The 18,260-nt window shown below is 40.8% G+C and carries 19 protein-coding genes; 9 read left to right on the top strand and 10 right to left on the bottom strand.

From position 1 onward, the window contains the following. Positions 1-71: 71 nt before the first annotated feature. Both mltA and ACYTXL_RS26645 read right to left on the bottom strand, forming a co-directional pair. Positions 72-1,364: a murein transglycosylase A gene (gene mltA, locus ACYTXL_RS26650; RefSeq protein ID WP_461927329.1), complete on the bottom strand. Its 1,293-nt coding sequence runs from the start codon at positions 1,362-1,364 to the stop codon at positions 72-74. 224 nt (positions 1,365-1,588) lie between these two features. Further along, positions 1,589-2,944, bottom strand: coding sequence for a proton extrusion protein PcxA (locus tag ACYTXL_RS26645; RefSeq protein WP_461927328.1), 1,356 nt, complete (start codon positions 2,942-2,944; stop codon positions 1,589-1,591). 78 nt (positions 2,945-3,022) lie between these two features. Here ACYTXL_RS26645 and ACYTXL_RS26640 point away from each other — a divergent pair, with 78 nt between their 5' ends. The 5 genes from ACYTXL_RS26640 to ACYTXL_RS26620 all read left to right on the top strand — a co-directional run bounded on the left by ACYTXL_RS26640 (position 3,023) and on the right by ACYTXL_RS26620 (position 7,608). After that, positions 3,023-5,191 carry a PD-(D/E)XK nuclease family protein gene (locus tag ACYTXL_RS26640; RefSeq protein ID WP_461927327.1) on the top strand — a complete coding sequence of 723 codons (2,169 nt, stop codon included), beginning with the start codon at positions 3,023-3,025 and terminating at the stop codon, positions 5,189-5,191. 191 nt (positions 5,192-5,382) lie between these two features. Further along, on the top strand, positions 5,383-5,949 hold the full coding sequence (locus ACYTXL_RS26635; protein WP_461927326.1) for a variant leucine-rich repeat-containing protein: 567 nt from the start codon (positions 5,383-5,385) through the stop codon (positions 5,947-5,949). 42 nt (positions 5,950-5,991) lie between these two features. Then, positions 5,992-6,183, top strand: a complete 192-nt coding sequence (locus tag ACYTXL_RS26630) for a hypothetical protein (protein ID WP_461927325.1) — start codon at positions 5,992-5,994, stop codon at positions 6,181-6,183. Positions 6,184-6,270: 87 nt separating this feature from the next. Beyond that, a complete protein-coding gene (locus tag ACYTXL_RS26625; protein ID WP_461927324.1) occupies positions 6,271-7,293 on the top strand; it encodes a hypothetical protein in 1,023 nt (340 codons plus the stop codon). A gap of 144 nt (positions 7,294-7,437) precedes the next feature. Continuing rightward, positions 7,438-7,608, top strand: coding sequence for a hypothetical protein (locus ACYTXL_RS26620; protein ID WP_461927323.1), 171 nt, complete (start codon positions 7,438-7,440; stop codon positions 7,606-7,608). 146 nt (positions 7,609-7,754) lie between these two features. On the opposite strand, the gene ACYTXL_RS26615 is transcribed toward ACYTXL_RS26620, so the two are convergent. Continuing rightward, positions 7,755-8,267, bottom strand: coding sequence for a YidH family protein (locus ACYTXL_RS26615; RefSeq protein ID WP_461927322.1), 513 nt, complete (start codon positions 8,265-8,267; stop codon positions 7,755-7,757). Positions 8,268-8,443: 176 nt separating this feature from the next. Here ACYTXL_RS26615 and msrA point away from each other — a divergent pair, with 176 nt between their 5' ends. Next, positions 8,444-9,112, top strand: a complete 669-nt coding sequence (gene msrA / locus ACYTXL_RS26610; protein ID WP_461927321.1) for a peptide-methionine (S)-S-oxide reductase MsrA — start codon at positions 8,444-8,446, stop codon at positions 9,110-9,112. A gap of 846 nt (positions 9,113-9,958) precedes the next feature. On the opposite strand, the gene ACYTXL_RS26605 is transcribed toward msrA, so the two are convergent. Then, the gene (locus ACYTXL_RS26605; RefSeq protein WP_461927320.1) at positions 9,959-10,489 is read right to left on the bottom strand and encodes a type I restriction endonuclease; all 531 of its coding nucleotides are present in this window, start codon (positions 10,487-10,489) and stop codon (positions 9,959-9,961) included. A gap of 23 nt (positions 10,490-10,512) precedes the next feature. On the opposite strand from ACYTXL_RS26605, the gene ACYTXL_RS26600 reads away from it, so the two are divergent. After that, positions 10,513-10,986, top strand: a complete 474-nt coding sequence (locus ACYTXL_RS26600; protein WP_461927319.1) for an ImmA/IrrE family metallo-endopeptidase — start codon at positions 10,513-10,515, stop codon at positions 10,984-10,986. Here ACYTXL_RS26600 and rfbB read toward each other — a convergent pair. From rfbB to pedR, 4 genes are all read right to left on the bottom strand, one after another. Next, positions 10,913-11,974: a dTDP-glucose 4,6-dehydratase gene (gene rfbB / locus ACYTXL_RS26595; protein ID WP_461927318.1), complete on the bottom strand. Its 1,062-nt coding sequence runs from the start codon at positions 11,972-11,974 to the stop codon at positions 10,913-10,915. The genes ACYTXL_RS26600 and rfbB overlap by 74 nt on opposite strands. Positions 11,975-12,176: 202 nt before the next feature. After that, positions 12,177-13,178, bottom strand: a complete 1,002-nt coding sequence (locus ACYTXL_RS26590) for a glycosyltransferase (protein WP_461927317.1) — start codon at positions 13,176-13,178, stop codon at positions 12,177-12,179. A 110-nt stretch (positions 13,179-13,288) separates the two neighbouring features. Continuing rightward, entirely contained in the window at positions 13,289-13,990 is a 702-nt protein-coding gene (locus ACYTXL_RS26585; protein ID WP_461927316.1) for a DUF6391 domain-containing protein, read from the bottom strand. A gap of 539 nt (positions 13,991-14,529) precedes the next feature. Next, positions 14,530-14,793 (bottom strand): photosynthetic electron transport-dependent transcriptional regulator PedR, encoded by a 264-nt coding sequence (pedR, locus tag ACYTXL_RS26580; RefSeq protein ID WP_292764399.1) that lies wholly within the window; start codon positions 14,791-14,793, stop codon positions 14,530-14,532. 363 nt (positions 14,794-15,156) lie between these two features. Between pedR and ACYTXL_RS26575 the strand changes: the two genes are divergently transcribed. After that, the gene (locus ACYTXL_RS26575; RefSeq protein WP_461927315.1) at positions 15,157-16,134 is read left to right on the top strand and encodes a carbohydrate kinase family protein; all 978 of its coding nucleotides are present in this window, start codon (positions 15,157-15,159) and stop codon (positions 16,132-16,134) included. A 150-nt stretch (positions 16,135-16,284) separates the two neighbouring features. On the opposite strand, the gene ACYTXL_RS26570 is transcribed toward ACYTXL_RS26575, so the two are convergent. After that, positions 16,285-17,085 carry an RMD1 family protein gene (locus ACYTXL_RS26570; RefSeq protein WP_461927314.1) on the bottom strand — a complete coding sequence of 267 codons (801 nt, stop codon included), beginning with the start codon at positions 17,083-17,085 and terminating at the stop codon, positions 16,285-16,287. 178 nt (positions 17,086-17,263) lie between these two features. On the opposite strand from ACYTXL_RS26570, the gene ACYTXL_RS26565 reads away from it, so the two are divergent. Next, complete coding sequence (locus tag ACYTXL_RS26565) at positions 17,264-17,461, top strand: hypothetical protein (protein WP_461927313.1); 198 nt, start codon at positions 17,264-17,266, stop codon at positions 17,459-17,461. Between the two features lie 98 nt (positions 17,462-17,559). Here ACYTXL_RS26565 and ACYTXL_RS26560 read toward each other — a convergent pair whose 3' ends face one another. Further along, entirely contained in the window at positions 17,560-18,258 is a 699-nt protein-coding gene (locus tag ACYTXL_RS26560; RefSeq protein ID WP_461927312.1) for a polysaccharide deacetylase family protein, read from the bottom strand. Between the last annotated feature and the right edge of the window lie 2 nt (positions 18,259-18,260).

Genomic DNA, 18,260 nt, shown 5'->3' with positions numbered 1-18,260 from the left:
TACCTCACCCTCAATCCCTCTCCTTATAAAGGAGAGGGAAGCTAGATACAGGATGAAGTTTTGCATTTTGTTTAATTCTGGGACTTGAGTAATAGATAAAATAATTGTCCATTGCTGACTGTAACACCAGCGCGATCGCCTGCTAATTTCCCAGTACCTAAAAAATAATCTACCCTACCGGCACCTTTAATTGCACCTCCGGTATCTTGGTCAAGAACATAGCGACTAACGATGCGCTCCTCCATTTTTCCGGTAGGATTAACAAAGGGAATAGAAGTGCGAATCAAGGCTAAAGCACCCGGAGGCATGAGAGATTTATCTGTAGCAATAGAACGCTCTGCTGTTAGTGTTACCTTGATAGAACCTTGGGCTGGCTGACCGTGATTTTCTTGAAAAAAAACAAAGCTGCGATCGCGCGGAATATAAATATTTAATTCTTGGGGATGCTTTTGGAAATAGTCAAGAATAATTGGCAAAGTTATACCTTGTAGCGGTAATTTGCGATCATTCACTAATTCTCGCCCAATGCTTTTGTAATTATAAGCTGTATTACCCGCATAACCGATTGTTGTCTGAGTCCCATCGGGAAGCTGAAGTCTCGCCGAACCTTCAATTTGAGCTAGATATGGTTCGAGGCGATCGCTAAACCAAAACAATTCTAATCCTCGCAATTTCCCTTTTGCACCTTGTAAACCATCTGCTCCTTCTAATTCCAAGCGTGTAGGATGAGGCTTAGGCCAGGAGTTTAAATCAGCAGGTAAGCGATAAACAGGATAGCGATATTCGGCTGTCGGGACGCGACTGGCTGCGTAAAGTGGCTCATAATAGGCGGTGAATAAAACGGAACCTTTGGTGTCTTTACCGACTGACTGGTAAAGAACAAATTCCCGCTCAATGGCTTGATGTAATTCTGTTGGAGAATTAGTTTTTAATAGGAGTTCGCGGAATCTTTTCAAGCTTTTGAATACGCGATCGCGCGTAATCCCAGCCACCTGATAGTTTTGATAAGCAGACACAGCATTAGGTGTTTGCAGGTATTGGAGACTCTCAGCGATCGCACTCATTAGTGCCTTTTTTTCTGCTATTTGTCCATAAAGAACTTCATCCAAACAAGAGGTATCACCTTGACAACAAGTAACTGGTAGTCTCTGGATTAATGGTGCTTTTTGCTTTTGTGTAAATGCATCTTCATTTTCAGCAGTCAAAGAAACTGGTATATTCCACTTTTGCAAACGACATTCTGGCGGACTAAGTTCCTGATATGTCAAAGATTGCATTCGTACCAGCAAAATCGACAAAACCACAGGTAAGCTGATAGCGATAATTTTGCTAAACTTTCCTAACCCAGCAAGTGTCTTTTTCATCAAAATTAAAACTTTTTGAGATTATCCCACCTCGCTCAAAATCAAAAATCATTTAGGAATAAGAATTAAATAACATACAATTTATGTCCCTGGCTTACCTCACCCTCAATCCCTCTCCTTATAAAGGAGAGGGAAGCTAGATACAGAGTGAAGTTTTGCATTTTATTTAATCCACGTTCTTTAATTGTTTTACAACGCAAAAATTTTTCCCCACTCCCCACTCCCTATTCATTCATATTACGATAAGTGGCAACTGCTGAAGGCGATATCCGGTTCAAAAATCGGAATATCCAATATTTGAAAATCGTATCTAAAATCACCGGAAATGTAGCAATAAATAAGAAGATAAAATCTCGATTTGCTGGTAATCCCCAATGGCGCGATACACCTTCTAGTAGTACTTCCCAGCCATGAGGAGAGTGGAATCCTACAAATATATCAGTAAACAAAATGATGATAAATGCCTTGGCACTATCACTAAGCCCATAGACAATATTATCAACGAAATCTTTTAGCACAGCAATAGAAGATTTGCTGACTAATAAAAGGCAGATAAAAGCACCCACCGAGACAATATCGGCAAAAACATTTTTGATAGCATTAGAGCTTTCGTGACGAAATTCTTCAGCCAGCTCAATAGCCTTATTACTCATTTCACTTTCCATCCGCTCAGGTAACAGTGAAGGGGCTTTTGTAATGAGATTTTCAAACTTGAGCTTTTCTTCAAATCTTTCTAATTCTCCAAGGGCTTCCTCTTCCATTTCGGAATTTATAAATATCTGCATTTGCTCACTACCTCTAAACCGCTCAACAAGTGGACCTACTACGAAAGCTTTTGCTATCTGATGCGTCAAAAGTGGTACGATAATTAATAGTAAAATAAACCTGATAGATATTATTGTTCTTCTTTGAGTCTGACGGAAACTCTGAATTACCTCTTGTTCAGAATTAGGATCTAATTCAACTTGCAAACGAGTGATAGTACTTAAAATAGAACGGGGTAATACGCCTGTTGTATCAACTTTACGGTTTGGATTTGGTTTATTATCTGAGTCTTTAGTTGATAACTTGGGTGGTAACGGTGGAGTGTTGACAAGCAGCGATTTGTTATCAGATATAACTGAGTTAACTGGTAGATTTGGAGGTTTGACTATTAAAGATTTAGAAGTTATTTGATCAGAAATTGTTGTGTATTTGGATATAACTTGATCGATGAAGTTTAGCTTTTCCAAAACCAAAGAAAGACTGAGATGCTCTATACCTACTTTCTGAGCAGCTTTTTGATTTTCTTCATCTAAAAACCAACGGCTGGCTTTCAACTCTGTAAGCCGCATCCTCGCAGTTTTTAATAGTTTTTTTAGGTCTGACTCAAAATAATCCATGACGCTGTTACTGTACATGGCTGAGTCAATGTCTATTTTATTACCATTAAAATGCTTACCTTCTATTTCCTGAATCTTTAATGCTGCATTATAAGCCTCATCTAAAGAACGTTCGGGAGTCTGTAAGTACCATCGATAAGCAGCAAGTAAGAAAGAATAGATTTTTTGGCTAAAAACAGAGTTTTTCATTGCAGACAATCATCCAGCACTATTTGGTGATTATTAACCTTAAGTTAACGCACGAGGTATACTAGCAAATCTATAAGGAGAAAGTTTGTGGTTTCTCATTCGGTTTGGATTGTTGGCACTAGCCGCAGTGGTAAGACGGCTCGCTTGGTAGAGCAATTTTGTAATTGGGTAAAAGCTGAAAAGCAATATACTGAATCATTTTATACTAAAAAACCAGGACGTAAAAAAAGTGGTTACGTAGCGGAATTTTTAGATATTAAACAAACAGAGATGGGAGTTTTAGTCTTAGCTGCCAATGATGATAATCGTCGAGAGTTAGGAGATATAATTGTTACATCTACCTTGGGAAAATATCCGGTTCGTGCGAAGACGCCACTAGGTTTTTTTCAGGATGAAGTTATTTTATTTTGGCCGTTGCTAATTAACTCGTTGAACCTGAAGGCACAGTTTCCGGTAAGATTGCGCCCAGAAACGGAGCAAGAATTAGCAACCAAACTCTGGCGTCCCCAATTAGACGAAGAAATTTTACGTCTTGCGGGAGTGAATGAGTCTCGCTTGGTGCGTCGCATCCTAGACTTATTGCAATTAGCAGCTTACAGTGGTGTACCTTGCGAAGATATTGCCCAGATTTTGGCTAGGGGTTTGAAGGAAAATAATACAACTTTAGAGCCGGAATTTTTGGCATCTTTGCTCCTAGATTGGCGTAACTGGTGTTTAGAGAGAGGGTTACTAACTTATGGCATTATTACTGAACTTTATAGTCAATATTTATTGAGCGATCGCAATTACCAGCAGCATCTAACTAAACGTTATCAGGCGGTACTGGCGGATGATGTTGATGACTATCCTAGCGTAGCGCGTCTTTTGTTTGAGTTGCTATTAGATCAAGGTGCAGTCGGGGCATTTAGCTACAATCCCGATGGTGCAGTGCGATTGGGATTGGGAGCAGATCCCAACTATTTAGAAGGGTTAGCAGGGCGTTGTCGGGTAGAAATCTTGACAGGGCCGCCTCCTGAGTCCCTTGGTGAGCAACTCACTAAACAGATGGTGGAATTAGTTACAGAACCGATGCTGCTGTTGAGTTTACCAGAGATTGTACACTCAATTCAAACTACCTCCCGCGCCCAATTATTGCGACAAACAGCAGAGGTAATTGCTGATGCCATCCAATCAAAGCAAGTGGAAGCAGAACAAGTGGCGATTATTGCACCAGGTTTAGATGCCATCGCTCGTTATACTTTAGTGGAAATCCTCGTCAAGCAAAATATCCAGGTACAATCGCTTAATGATCAACGTCCCTTAGTTAGTTCACCGATCATCCGCGCATTGCTTACCATGCTGGCACTAGTTTATCCCGGCTTGGGACGCCTTGTAGATCGGGATGCCGTGGCAGAAATGCTGGTTGTATTGAGTAGGAAACAACAACTACCAGAAAACTCTACAGACGCGATTAATCGCGTCTCTACTGATATTGATCCGGTACGTGCTGGTTTGATTGCAGATTACTGCTTTTTACCCCATCCCGATCGCCCCAACTTGTTACCAATATCAGCCTTTGAGCGCTGGGATAGAATTGGCTATGCAGCGACCACAGCCTATAATCAGATATTACAGTGGTTAGAAGAGCAGCGATCGCAACAAGAATTGCGTTTAATTCCCAGTCCCATTTCCCTCTTAGACAGAGCAATTCAGCGCTTTTTGTGGAATGGTAGCAATCTCCCATACGAACAACTAGCAGCACTGCGAGAATTATTAGAAACCGCCCAACATTATTGGGAAATTGACACCAGATTACGACAAATTGCCCCAGTTGAGACAACGCCTCACGCAACTATTATCGAATTCATTCAATTACTGCGACGTGGTACAATCACCGCTAACCCTTATCCTGTGCGTCCCATTGGTGGAGTCAGAAAGGCTGTCACATTAGCAACTATATTTCAATATCGATCTAGTAGGCGATCGCACCGTTGGCATTTTTGGCTGGATGCTGGTTCGCCTCTATGGGCGAAAGGTGGTGCGGCGACTTTGTTCGGTGCGCCGTTTTTCCTGCGAGACAGGTTAGGCGAACCTTGGACAGCAGAAGATGAGAAATTAGCAGAAGAACAAAGACTGCAAAGGATTTTGGCAGATTTGCTGTCTCGTGTATCCGAGAGAATTTATTTGTGTCACAGCGATTTAGCCGTGAATGGACAAGAGCAACTAGGGCCGCTATTACCTTTAGTAAATGCCTGTGTGACGCATTCGGTTATATAAAACTTATGCAATATCAAACACCTCACCCCCAACCCCTCTCCTTAGTAAGGAGAGGGGAGATGAAGGACAGCTTTATTGGGGTGAGGTTAAGCTGTGCCTCATTCTTATTAAAAAACGCTATAGCATTTACTGAAATATCCGAGTAAATTTAAAATGATATTACTGAAATAGTAAAAGAGGTTGTTAAGTTAATGTCACTTGACTCGCTTAAGCAAGAAGCAACCAATCATAACACTTCACCACAAAGATTACGAGAATTAGCGGCAATTAATGATGAGCTAAGGAGATTAGTTGCTGCAAATCCTCTCGCCGATAGTAGTTTCTTAGGAGAACTTGCGATCCAAGCCAGAACTAACAAAGATGTGGAAATGCAAAGAGCGATCGCAAGCAATCCCAATATACCAACACGATGGTTAATCGGACTAGCATATCTGTTTCCTGAAGAATTCTTTAGCAATCCAGCTTATGATTTGTCAATTCTGCAAAATGACAACTTTGCTGACCGTTTTGAGAAGAAATTACTCTTGAAGCTTATTTGTGCATCTAATGCACCAACCTCTTTTCTAGAATTTGCTGCTGGCATTTGTGAGAATAATCTTAAAATTGTTATAGCTAGTCATCAGAATACTTCTAGGAAAAAACTATTGGAGTTATCTACATCTGGTAAGGATATTGTTGCAGAAGTTGCTCAGTTACGTCTTGATTGTCCCAATGATGACATAACTTTCTGGGATAAAGTGGCTTTAAATAAGAAATAAAATCTCATTCTTTTTATTCCTCATAGGCTGATGTTTAAATTGGTGCAATTGCCAGAAATATCCACAAATTTTCTAAAAGCGGCATCCCAGCTTGAAACATTTCCAGAAATTCTCAATATTATTGCTAATCATCCGAAAACACCTAAAGAAGTACTCGATAAGCTAGCAAAAAATAGCCTTAATTTTATTGGTGAAGCAGCAAAGCTACATATTAATTATGCTGGACAATTGTAAACTGGATGGCGCGAGCTAGCGGAAGAAAAAATCGATAGAATCCAACTACCTATTTTAAATAATGATGAAGAAGGAATTGATCTGCGATTGTGGTACGCAGGAGCAATTGATGAAAGCACTTTACCTTATTTAAATCAAAATTCAGTATACGAATATACAAGTACTTTATTAAAGATTGTTTGTTCTGCTGACACACCTCGACCGATTTTAGATAATCTTGAAAACCACCCCAGACTTTCTCAATTAATCACTGAATGTATTACCTCATTAAAACAACGAGAAACAATAGTTTTCGATTCACTTCCGCGAACCCTGGCAATAGAATATACTAAATTACCAAATTATTCTACCAATCAAATCAACCCTGTAATTACCAATTTAGACACTTTATTTACGAAGTTAAAAGATAGATATTGGTGCAAAAAAGTAAGATATATTCCCATATATAACCCAACGATTCACCTACGTTTACTTGACTTGATACAGAATTCTGGGGGTTCGAGAAACAGAAGATCCCGCCTACAAAATATGCTTATAGATTTTGACAGTGGTAGATATAAAGATCATAGTCCACTATTTATTAGATTTTCTAATTTAGAATACTATGGCGTAATTCTAGCGAACCAACTAAGAACTTCACCGGAAATCCTAGCAAAATTAGTGGAGCATCCAATCCAGGGAGTGAGAGTTTTGGTAGCTAGTCATCAGAATATTACTCAAAACTCTTTAGATAACTTAATTGACGATCGCAATCCAGAAGTTAGAGCAGCTGCTTTGGCGAATCCCAAGCTTGATTCGATGCTTAGAGAACAATTAGCAAGCTTGGAAAATCCAAATTTATCTTCACTAGATTTACGAGAACTAGCAAATAGTGAGCATACTGCTGTCAGAGCGAAAGTTGTTCGACATCCTAACGTTGATGCTTCAATTCTGGCAAAACTAGCTGACGATAAGTTAATTGTCAGATTAGCTATAGCTAAACATCCCAAAACTCCAGCCGAGATTCTAACTAGATTTACAGAGCATCCAGATCGAAGATTACCTTTAGCAGTTGCTCAAAACCCTGGTGCGCCGAAAGATTTACTAATTCAGTTAGCTACTCAACCCTGAGTCCGTGGGGGATTTCACTTTAATCCACTCAATTTAGCTGCTGTTAAAAGTTTACTGACTCAAGAACCAGAAGCGGCGATTCCTTTCTTGGATCGATGTCTAAAATTTCCTGATCGCCCATCATTTTCTCGCTTTTTGGTTCTGATGAATCCTCATATACCTAGTTCATTTCTGGCAAGATACTATAAATCTTGGTTTTGGCCAGAAAGATATGCGATCGCTCAAAACCCGAATACTCACCGCGACATTTGCCAACAACTAACGCAAGACCCTAATAGGATTGTTCGTGCTGCTGCACGGGATAATTTAAAGTAGTATTCGCTCTTACAAGTTGCATTATAGCAGAAGTAAGTTAACCTATTACGAATCAGCCTTTACTTAAAATAACGTATTCTCGTTTAGTCTTTTTCAAAAATCAAATAGGATTTTTATATAAGACTTATTAACCATTATTTAATGAGCTATTTAAAAAACAAAAATATTTGTTTGTATTGAGTAGTAATTGTCCCCTTTTTAACATTGAGGTTTGCAGTTGATCTTTGCAAATTTCGGGACTGTGGTTGAATTGGAACACGAGAACGAGAAGGTACTTTATCACGCCTTAAAAGCAAAGGAATACTGAAAAGTCCCAAAATAATTACTACTCCGGTCATTATCCAAACCATTAACCGATTTGGTCTATAATCTGCTCGTTCAATTTGCCAGAAAACTTCGTTGTATCGCCACGCAGCTAACGCAATAGTCGAAATTCCAAAAATTACCAAAGCAACACCCAAGTTTTCCGAGTTGGATAATTGATGTACGGGAGGATCTTGTTGAGTAATAGCAAGATTCAACTGGCGCAGAAATATACCAAATCGCGCGATCGCAAAACCAAAGCCAATCAATGCAATAGAAGTGCGTAGCCAAGCCAGAAAAGTACGCTCATTCGCTTGATGCTCCCTTTGACGGTCAATTTTCGGTATTTTATCCATGAGTATTTTTTGATGCCAAGTTCCTTTTGATGAATAGCATTAATTAGTGAAACAAACACTGAGACGCATCTATAAGAGTCAACATAGTTCAGCGAGGATTCTGAGAAAACCCCAAGCGATCGCTAGAATCTTTACAATAGTAAATAAGGTAAAGATGTATATCAGAGTCAAAATCAATGGCACTATTCGGATTTGGCAAAAAGGAAGTTATACCCACGCCTGACGAAGCTTTGTCAGGAAGGGCACAATCTATGTCAGTACCCGCTACTCATTATGTCAACAAAAATCCCTTAAAACCTCCTTATCCCGATGGATTAGAGAAGGCAATTTTTGGCTTGGGCTGTTTTTGGGGTGCAGAACGCAAATTCTGGCAACTTAAAGGAGTTTACACTACCGCAGTCGGTTATGCTGCTGGATTTACACCCAATCCCACTTATGAAGAAGTATGTAGTGGGCGAACCGGTCACAATGAAGTGGTGTTAGTTGTGTTTGATCCCAAAGTGATTAGTTATTCTGAACTGCTCAAAGTCTTCTGGGAAAGCCACAATCCCACCCAAGGAATGCGCCAAGGTAATGATGCTGGCACTCAATACCGTTCGGGAATTTATGTATATTCCGAAAGTCAAAAGCAGCTAGCAGAAGCATCGCGGGAAGCTTATCAGCAAGCTCTCAACGGTGCAGGTTATGGCAAGATTACCACAGAAATCTTGGATGCGCCTGAATTCTACTACGCAGAAGCTTATCATCAGCAATACTTGGCTAAAAATCCCAATGGCTATTGTGGTTTAGGAGGGACAAATGTTTCTTGTCCCGTGGGTGTAGTTGAATCGCAAGTTAGTAGTTAGAAATGGAGTTGCTAGGGTAGTCAACTTAACGTGAGTTCGACAAACCTCTCCCTGCCTTGAACTAAAGTTCAAGTCTGTCCCTCTCCGACTCGGAGAGGGACAGGTTTTGTGTAGGTGAACTAAGTATTTGCTCTAATATATAAGCATTTACAGGAAATGCTCAAGATTTGTTAGTTATGTTAAAGCATTTACAGCTTTTGCTTAAGCAATTGTTGTAAACGCTCAAGTAAAAGTTATAACGTTAAAGCATTTACAGCTTTGACTTAAGCAATTGTTGTAAATGCTCAAGTCAAAGTTAATAACGTTAAAGCATTTACAGCTTTTGCTTAAGTCAAAGCTGTAAATGCTCAAGTATTTGTAAAATTGCTTATATTTAGGACTTACGCATTGACAATAAATACCAAATATCTATCAGGTGAAAACCCACATCTTTCGTAGGGGTTTAGCATGCTAAACCCCTACAGCATCGTCTATTTACGATCAAAAGATAACTGGACTTACGCAAAAGTACACGCTGTAGGGGCAATTCATGAATTGCCCCTACCTGAAAATAAGGGTTTCGGTTATTGTTTGCGTAAGTCCTGGATAATTAAGAAAAGCCTGAAACAACCTATTTTTGTTAAGCCACATTACGATGAATTTGTACAGTGCGTAAGTCCTAATATTTTTGGATTGCAGCAATTGCATTAATATAGCGATGTCTACGATGGTTACTGAGCTTGCCGTACCCTTCGGGAAGCAAGCTACGCGCAGCGTCTCGTAGAGAAGTACGGGCTACGCCTACGCGTAAAGTACAGAAAGTATTGGGATGGTGCGTTATGTCCTTGGTTAACGCACCCTACAAGATTACGAATTACGAATTAAATGAGCTAGGTGCTTTAACACTTTGACAACAGTATGTAGGTCATCCCCACGATTCAGTGACAGTGTGTAAGATAATGCATATCTCGGTGTACCCTGTTTCGTCAACTTTATAAATCTAAATTCATTACCATTGGTGATAAACCCAAAAACAGGTTTTGCCGAAGTTGCATCTGCCAACATATAAGCCAATGCTTGGGGAATTGCTGGCACTAAAGAATATTCTGCTCGTTTTGCCTCAATAACCAGAACCCAAAATGGAGGATGCAACACCAAGATGTCAATACGTCCTCTGATAATCGTGCCTTCGTCTTCAGAAGAAATTCTGACCTCTTGTTCTGAGGCAATGTAGAAAGGCGGTTGATAAAAACCTGCTAGACGTAATAGTGGAGATAGCACCACCATTTTAACTACAGGTGACAAAATAGGATATTTCGATAGATGCAAATATTCTGCCTTGACTTCGTTGAGAGATTGCTTTTCTAAGTCACTCAACTCAGGTAAATCATCCTGCAACTCTGAAAAAAAATGTTCGTCGTTTGCAAGTTGTAGCCTTTTATTTAAACAGCAATCCTGTTATCGCGTTGACATTGAGATCTGACCGAATAGATTCATTCTGGTTCACCCTTATGCATGAGTTAGCGCATATTGTTTTAGGACATCAAGGAGCTTATTTAGACAAATTGGATGCGTTAGAAGAGAATGATGAGGAAAGGGAAGCTAATGAAAAAGCCTCTGACTGGTTAATAAACTTTCAGACATTAAATGAATTTATTATCAGTAGTAAAAAAGTCTTTTCTCGTAAAGCAATTGAAGAATTTGCTCAAAATCAAAATAGACATCCAGGCATAATTATTGGTCGCTTACATTATGACAAATTAGTTCCCCATAAAAATTTGAGGACATTACTGGTTAGAGTTAGCACCATTTTAGGCCATTCTACAGATAATTTTTGCGATAGTAAGCTTGATATTCCGCAGACAGCAGAGGCTCCCACCAATCACGATGATTGAGATACCATTCAATAGTTAAACGTAAACCCTCACCAATTGTTACTGAAGGCGTCCAACCAAGCTGAGTTTTAATTTTGTTCGCATTAATTGCATATCTTTGATCATGTCCCTGTCTATCCTTGACAAAAGTAATCAATTGCTTTGCCGGATGTACTGGTAAATCAGGTGCTAATTCATCCATCATCTGACACAAAAGTTGCACGAGGTTAATATTTTCGACCTCATTATTGCCACCAATATTGTATGTTTCTCCTGCTTTACCATGATTGATTACTACATCTAAAGCACGACAATGATCGCCCACATAAAGCCAATCGCGCACATTTTTACCATCGCCATAAATAGGTAATGGTTTGCCTATCAAAGTGTTTATACACATCAGGGGAATTAGCTTTTCGGGAAACTGATAAGGTCCATAATTATTAGAGCAATTTGTGATAATGGTTGGAAGTTTATAAGTATGATAATAAGCACGCACTAAATGGTCACTGCCCGCTTTTGAAGCTGAATAGGGACTATTGGGAGCGTAGGGTGTAGTTTCAGAAAAAGCTGGATCATCTGCGTCAAGACTACCGTAGACTTCATCTGTAGAAACGTGCAGAAAACGATAGTCAGATGGCTGTGCTTTTGTCTCCCAATGTTGCCGAAAAGCTTCTAGTAGGGTGAAAGTTCCTACCACATTAGTTTGCACAAAAGCAGCAGGACCTAGAATTGAACGATCAACATGAGATTCGGCAGCAAAATGGGCGATCGCATCAATATTTTCACTTGCTAATAACTGATCTATAATGGTGTGATCGCAAATATCCCCCTGCACAAACCGAAAATTTTCTCTTCCCTCAAAGGGCGCCAAATTCAGACGATTCCCCGCGTAAGTCAGAGCATCCAACACCACCACCCGATCATCGGGATAAACCTGGCACCAATGATGCACAAAATTCGCCCCAATAAACCCCGCACCCCCCGTAACTAATAACCGCCGACTCATTCCAATTTCCTCTCTTCTCTCTGTGTTCTCAGCGCCTCTGCGGTTCGTTTATGGAATTTTCCAGAAATAAATTACTACTACTTGTAGGGTGGGCAGCGTTCGACTGAGCGCTCACGCCGAAGTCTTACTCGCCTTTGGTTACTGGGCGGGCAAGATGCCCACCCCACAATAAATAATTGAATATTTTTTTATTTGGAAGTCTCTATTTCAAGTGAAAGTATTTCTTCCTCAGCTTACCGTATATCCTCTGTGCAAATAACTTTAACATACGTATTCTTGTCAAACTCTTAATATTAGAAGGTCGCTGAATTTTGTGGTCAAAAAACTCATTTAACTCATCCAGAATAACTTGGAAACGCTTAATAATATTTTCACTTCGATACTCAGCCAAAAACTCTTCAGACAAGTTAAACGGTACTGAAGAATCAAGTACCATCATAACACGTTGGACATCATATTCTTGTGAATAGCCAGCAATTTTATAGCAATTAAATCCCGGATCTAAGTAATCAGCCAGTCCCCCGTTGACACTAGAAAATACTTGACAGCCACAGGCAAGAGCTTCCATTGGTTGGAGACCAAAACCTTCACTAACACCCTGTTGTGCCCAATACTCAGCTGAATCATAGAGATAAACTTTAGCTCGGTTGAATAGTCCAGGTAAATCCTCTATGTATGAGTCAACAACCAATACTTTACAACGTTTTTGCAACGCTGGAATTAATTCTTTAATTAAATACTCAGAAGATTTTCGAGCCTGAACTAAAACATCAATATCCCGTTGCAGACCCAAATTTTGAAACTGATTAGAAATTTGATTTGGCAAATAATAAATCATAGAATTGGGTGATTTTTCTCCCCAATATCCCATTGTATAGCGGCTGACAGTGATGATCGGAATACTTGCAGTTAGCCGAAATGGATAACCTGCACTATGTGCATGGTAAACGACATTGTATTGCTTAAGTTTAGCCACGAGTTGAGCTATATCAAATCCCCAACTGATCACAAAAATTACATCACTTAAATTTTTCTCTTTTAGCAAATCATCAATAAAAAGCTTACCTTTTTCTCGTTGACGGTAAGTTACAACATCAGCACTACAGAACTGCTGAACCAGATTAAGCGCTTTTAACTCAGCCCAAAGTCCACCACAGGCAAATTTGCCATCTGTACCGGGGAGTAAGAAGTAAAGTTTTCTCATAATTTTTTTAGGGGAGTGGGGAGTAGGGAGTGGCGGAAAATGAGGGAGCAGGGGGAGATGGGGGAGCAATATCTTTTTCATCTCGCTAATCTCCCTCGTCCTCCTCATCCCTACTCTTGCCAGTCCACTTTAACAAAATGTGCCTCACGCCCCCAAGGGTCGCGTGTACGGGTAATATTTTTAATTGCTAGGTTAAAAGGAATGGCAGTTGTTAAGTAACGCTGTGCCATAGAACCTAAATCAGGTGCGAGTTCAGCAGCTGTCGTTGCTGCTAACCCCAAACCTATAAGTTGCTCGATTGGTCGAAATGGTAGCAACAGATGCACACCCACAGCTAATCCAGCTGTTAAGAGCATTGCTACTGATAAATTTGTGCCGCAACGCGGATGTACAGCCAAATCCCATTCTCCAGTGGTGAGGCGATATCGAGCAAGTGTAACCGCACGCCGCAAATTACTAATATTCACCTCACCATAGAGGTAGAATCCCTGCTCAGTAGACAAACCCCCTAATAGTTCATTATCTAATTGAACGTTAGTGGGTTTTCCTGTGGCAGCATAGGCACTTTTTGATTCGCTAAGAACCCAAACAGTAGCATGTTCTAAAGCGTGAACTTGCCGAAGCATCAAAATTTCTTTCAACCCTGGAATAAACGATAGCTGTCTGAGTAAGTCAGCATCTTGTGTGGGTTGCGGAAAGTCTGAAAATCGGTCTTCAAGACTCGGAATTTTCTCAGATACAGGTGTCTTAAAATCAAACTTAAAAAATTCAAAGGGAGACGAGCCACCCTGAAAACAAGCAGAAGTATTCATTGGAACTCCGCTCTCCAAGCCGATGGAGCAACATAGATTTCTTTCAAATGTAACGCTTGCACCACTCAATTGTTGCTAATTTTTGTGGATGATTGTTGAATTTGGGCATTGGGCACTTGTACTGAGCGTTCGCGTAGCGTCTCGTAGAGAAGCCGTTGGCGCAGCCTCTCGTAGAGAAGTATTGGGCATTGGGCATTGGTTATTAATTATTCTCCTCTGCTCCCCCTGCTCCCCCTGCTCCCTCTTAAAAGTCCCCAGTCCCTAATGCCCTGCCCAAACCCTTAATTTTTCCTTGCTGATGCGTAAGTCCTACATCTGTTCTGCTGAATTTGGAAAGGAATTCTGATCTTTATAGTTTCCGAGTCCGAGGGTCAGCTGGCTCTACTAACATAAACTCCGGCTGAGTGAAGGACTCGGAACTTTTGGTAGAGTGTTCACACTGAAAACTTAGGCGTGAGGAGGGGAAGAATCAGTAAACCTCATTCATTGGCTCTTTACTATACCAGACCAGAGCAATTACGTTGCTACTAGTAAATTGTTTATTCGATCTGGTTAGGAAGAAGACAGCAATTGACATCATTCAAACAAACTTTGCCCCACTGTAAAGCCCAGCGGACAAGAGCTACTCGATTTTCTGTCTCGGTTTTGGTGAGAATATTACTGATATGGTTATCAACTGTACGCTTGCTAATCTCCAGTTTTCCTGCAATCTCTTGGTTAGTTAAGCCAGTGGCCACTAAGTCGATAATTTGCAGTTCTCTGTCTGATAGACTAACGGGGGTCTCAGACTTGCCACCAGCCATGACTATTCCTATCCTCTGTTGGTATATGTACTTAATCGCTCTTTCTAATTCTAGAGGATTCTTTTGTTGGTAGGGGTTTCAAGTGTTAACAGTAATACTATTGTGAATATTTTCTTTGGATTTAAAGTTTGCATAAATCTAAATTCTAAAATATTTCAGCATTAAATAATACATTCATTTCTTAAGAATTTAGTTTATTCACTGAGATAATGTTGAAAAGTATTAGAAGCATATACATATTATAGGAGTAGTTAAAATTGCTATTTAATTCTATGAAGGACTGGCGACAGATTAGCAAAAATTATTGTAGATTTTATACTGTAAATTCCTAATCCCAAATCGAAATCTAAAATTGAAAATGAGATGAGCAATCCCCGTGTTTTGTGCCTTGGTGAAATTTTGTTTGATTGTTTAGCCGATCAATTGGGGCTAAAGCTGGAAGAAGTGAAATCTTGGACTCCCTACCCAGGAGGGGCACCAGCTAACGTAGCCTGTGCTTTAGTCAAGCTGGGGACATCAGCCGGCTTTATCGGAGCGGTTGGCGAAGATGAACCAGGGAATGCACTGGTGAAGCTCTTACAAGATGTAGGTGTAGAGACGACGGGGGTACAACGCCATTCCACAGCACCAACGCGACAAGTTTATGTTACACGGGATCTGGCTGGCGATCGCACCTTTGCCGGATTTGGTCAGTATGATAGCTCAGAATTTGCCGATACTCACCTCCAAGCTAAACAATTGTCAGATTCGCTGTTTCAAGAGGCAGATTTTCTGGTTTTGGGTACTTTGGAATTAGCCTATTCTGAAAGTGAAGAGGCAATTCACCGCGCTCTAGAGTTAGCTGAACATTACGATTTGAAAATTGTGCTGGATGTCAACTGGCGTCCTGTATTTTGGGATGAGCCAAACATCGCTCATCAAAAAATTCCAGAATTATTTAAGCGAGTCGATTTCCTGAAACTCTCTAAAGAAGAAGCGGAATGGCTATTTGAAACCGCAGATGCCGGAGCCATCACTTACCGTCTGGCTTCAATTGAAGGAGTATTAGTAACTGATGGGGAAAACGGTTGCACCTACTGTCTGGGTGAGAACGAAGGCAAATTACCTGCATTTCCCATCCCTGTAGTTGATACAACTGGTGCAGGGGATAGCTTTTTGGCAGGATTCATCCACCAACTGAGTCAGCATGGCATCCACAGCTTGCGGGATGCAGAAACAGCAAAACGCATTGTCACTTATGCCAGTGCTGTTGGGGCGCTGACTACCATTAAAGCAGGTGCGATCGCTTCTCAACCTACTGCTGCTGAAGTTGAAGCTTTTCTAGCTGCACATCAACTCTAGGAACTAGCATAAGCCTCTGGGATATCAGCCACCAAAAACTGATATCCCAACTAGAAAATGGATGTGGTAATAAACTATTTTCATCTGGTTCTGAACAGGGGAAAACTTCAAATCAAAAAGCTTTAACGTATCTCCAAGCTTAGTTTAGCGTTAGCGTTTGAAAATGATGTCGTACAGTGACAGCAAAATCTCCACCACAATCAGAATCACCACATACCACTCTACTCGTTCACTACTGCTATGCTGCATAAACTCCAGCACCGTTTGTGCGGTTCGGGAAATTAGCTCTAGTTTGCGTTCCAGAGCGTTGTGACGCTCACGAATTTCGTATTCATCCTCCAAACGCAGATATAAGTTTTCTAGCTGTGGGGACTCCCAAAGCAACTCCGGCTTATCGATAATTTCTACTCGACCCACAATCTTATGTTGAACTAACAGGGTAGTCCCAAGTTGACGCAGTAATTCCCGACTCTGGCGTCTACTCCTGTTTTTTCGCTGGAGACTAGCTGCAAACGGTTCAATTTGATCAAATACAGTCTCTAAGCTAGTTTCATAATGAGACAGCACAACACTCTTAGCGAGAATATCAGCCACTATCTGCAAGCGTTCTACACTAAATTCATGCAGCAAAATTTTTCCTTCCTTGACTCGCTCACTCTCCGCAACGTTGAGATAAACTTCCACCTCTTCTGTTTCCGGGTCGGCAAAAGAGTCACTAACTTGAGAGGATAGTTTGGTCAAGAAGGCTACCTTTTCCACAGGCTCAAAGTTAAACAGGACAACTGCACCATAGCCCAGCAGTACCGCACAGCTGTGTTCACCTCCTGTAACCATTACTGGCCTAGCCGCCAAGCAAACGTAATTCTCCAATGTTTGTAGGTTAATCTTCTTACCAAGGAATAGGGCCTGCGCTCTAAAGCTATCTCTGTCATTAAAAAGGAGTTTTTGCATTGTCGCCCTATACTATATTTTGCCTGTTAATCTCTGGGGGTAGCGATCGCGTTTTTGCCCAAGAAAATATTATAAACAGTTAGGATTACGAGATAGAATTCTGAAATTATCGTTAATGGTGGCAGTATTAAGTACATAGGCATGATAAAACCGATATATGTTTAGTTTTGTAAAAACGGTGAAAAAACGTATTTGTCAGGTATGTGTTCAATTTAAATTTCGTTATATACTTGTCAATTTTCCCGCCCACCTACTTAACGTTGATGATCCTATTAAGTACTTCGGTGCAAAAGAGAATCAAGATTTAGGAGTCGTCAAAGCCCAGCGATCGCCAGTCTCTAAGCTAGATTTATCCCCTTTTCCTGCACCCTATTGACAAAAGTGCAATTAGGTTAATCTCTCACGGATGCCCACTGATTGATTCTGAATTCTGCATTCTTCTTCTATTAGCATTTGAGTAGCAGAAATCAAAAATCAGGACAGTAGTACTTTCGTGTGGTTAGCCTTAGCTCGTTGCCACAGAGTATCAACAGTCACAAACTCATAGCCTTGTTGTAGCAGTTGCGGAATCAGAATTTGAATTGTGGCAGCAACATCTTCTCCACCGCAAGCACCATCATGCAAAACAATCAGCGAACCATTTTTGACTTGCTGCATAACTCGCTCTACTACGGTGGTGACGCCTGGCCGCACCCAGTCTTCTGGTACAACACTCCACATAACTGGGCGGTAATTCCACTGAAATAATAATTTTAAAGTCGCAGGTGTAAATAAACCATTGGGGGGGCGGACATCTCGCAGTTGTTCAGGTTGCAGGTTGCAGGCGTTGTAGATGGCAGCTTGGGTTTTTTCTAAACTGTCCTTCAGGTCATTTGGGGAAAGCATCGGAAAAGAGCGATGATCGTAGCCATGCAATCCGATCCAGTGGCCGCGATCGCTCACGGCTTTGGCAATGCTTGGTGAACGGTTGACGCAAACACCCAACCAAAAAAAACTAGCTGTGATATTGTAACAGTCTAATACAGCCAAGACTTCGGGTGTGTATTGAGCATGGGGACCATCATCAAATGTGAGGGCGATCGCTTTAGAATGGCGATTTCCAGCCCAAAGGCAGTTGGGAAAACTCGGCTGGAGAATGCGGTATAAAATGGGGAACAGGGGAGCTAGCTGCATTT

Source organism: Nostoc sp. (assembly GCF_054880495.1).
The sequence above is the reverse complement of the archived record's forward strand: the minus strand, read 5'-3'. Positions and strand labels throughout refer to the sequence as shown.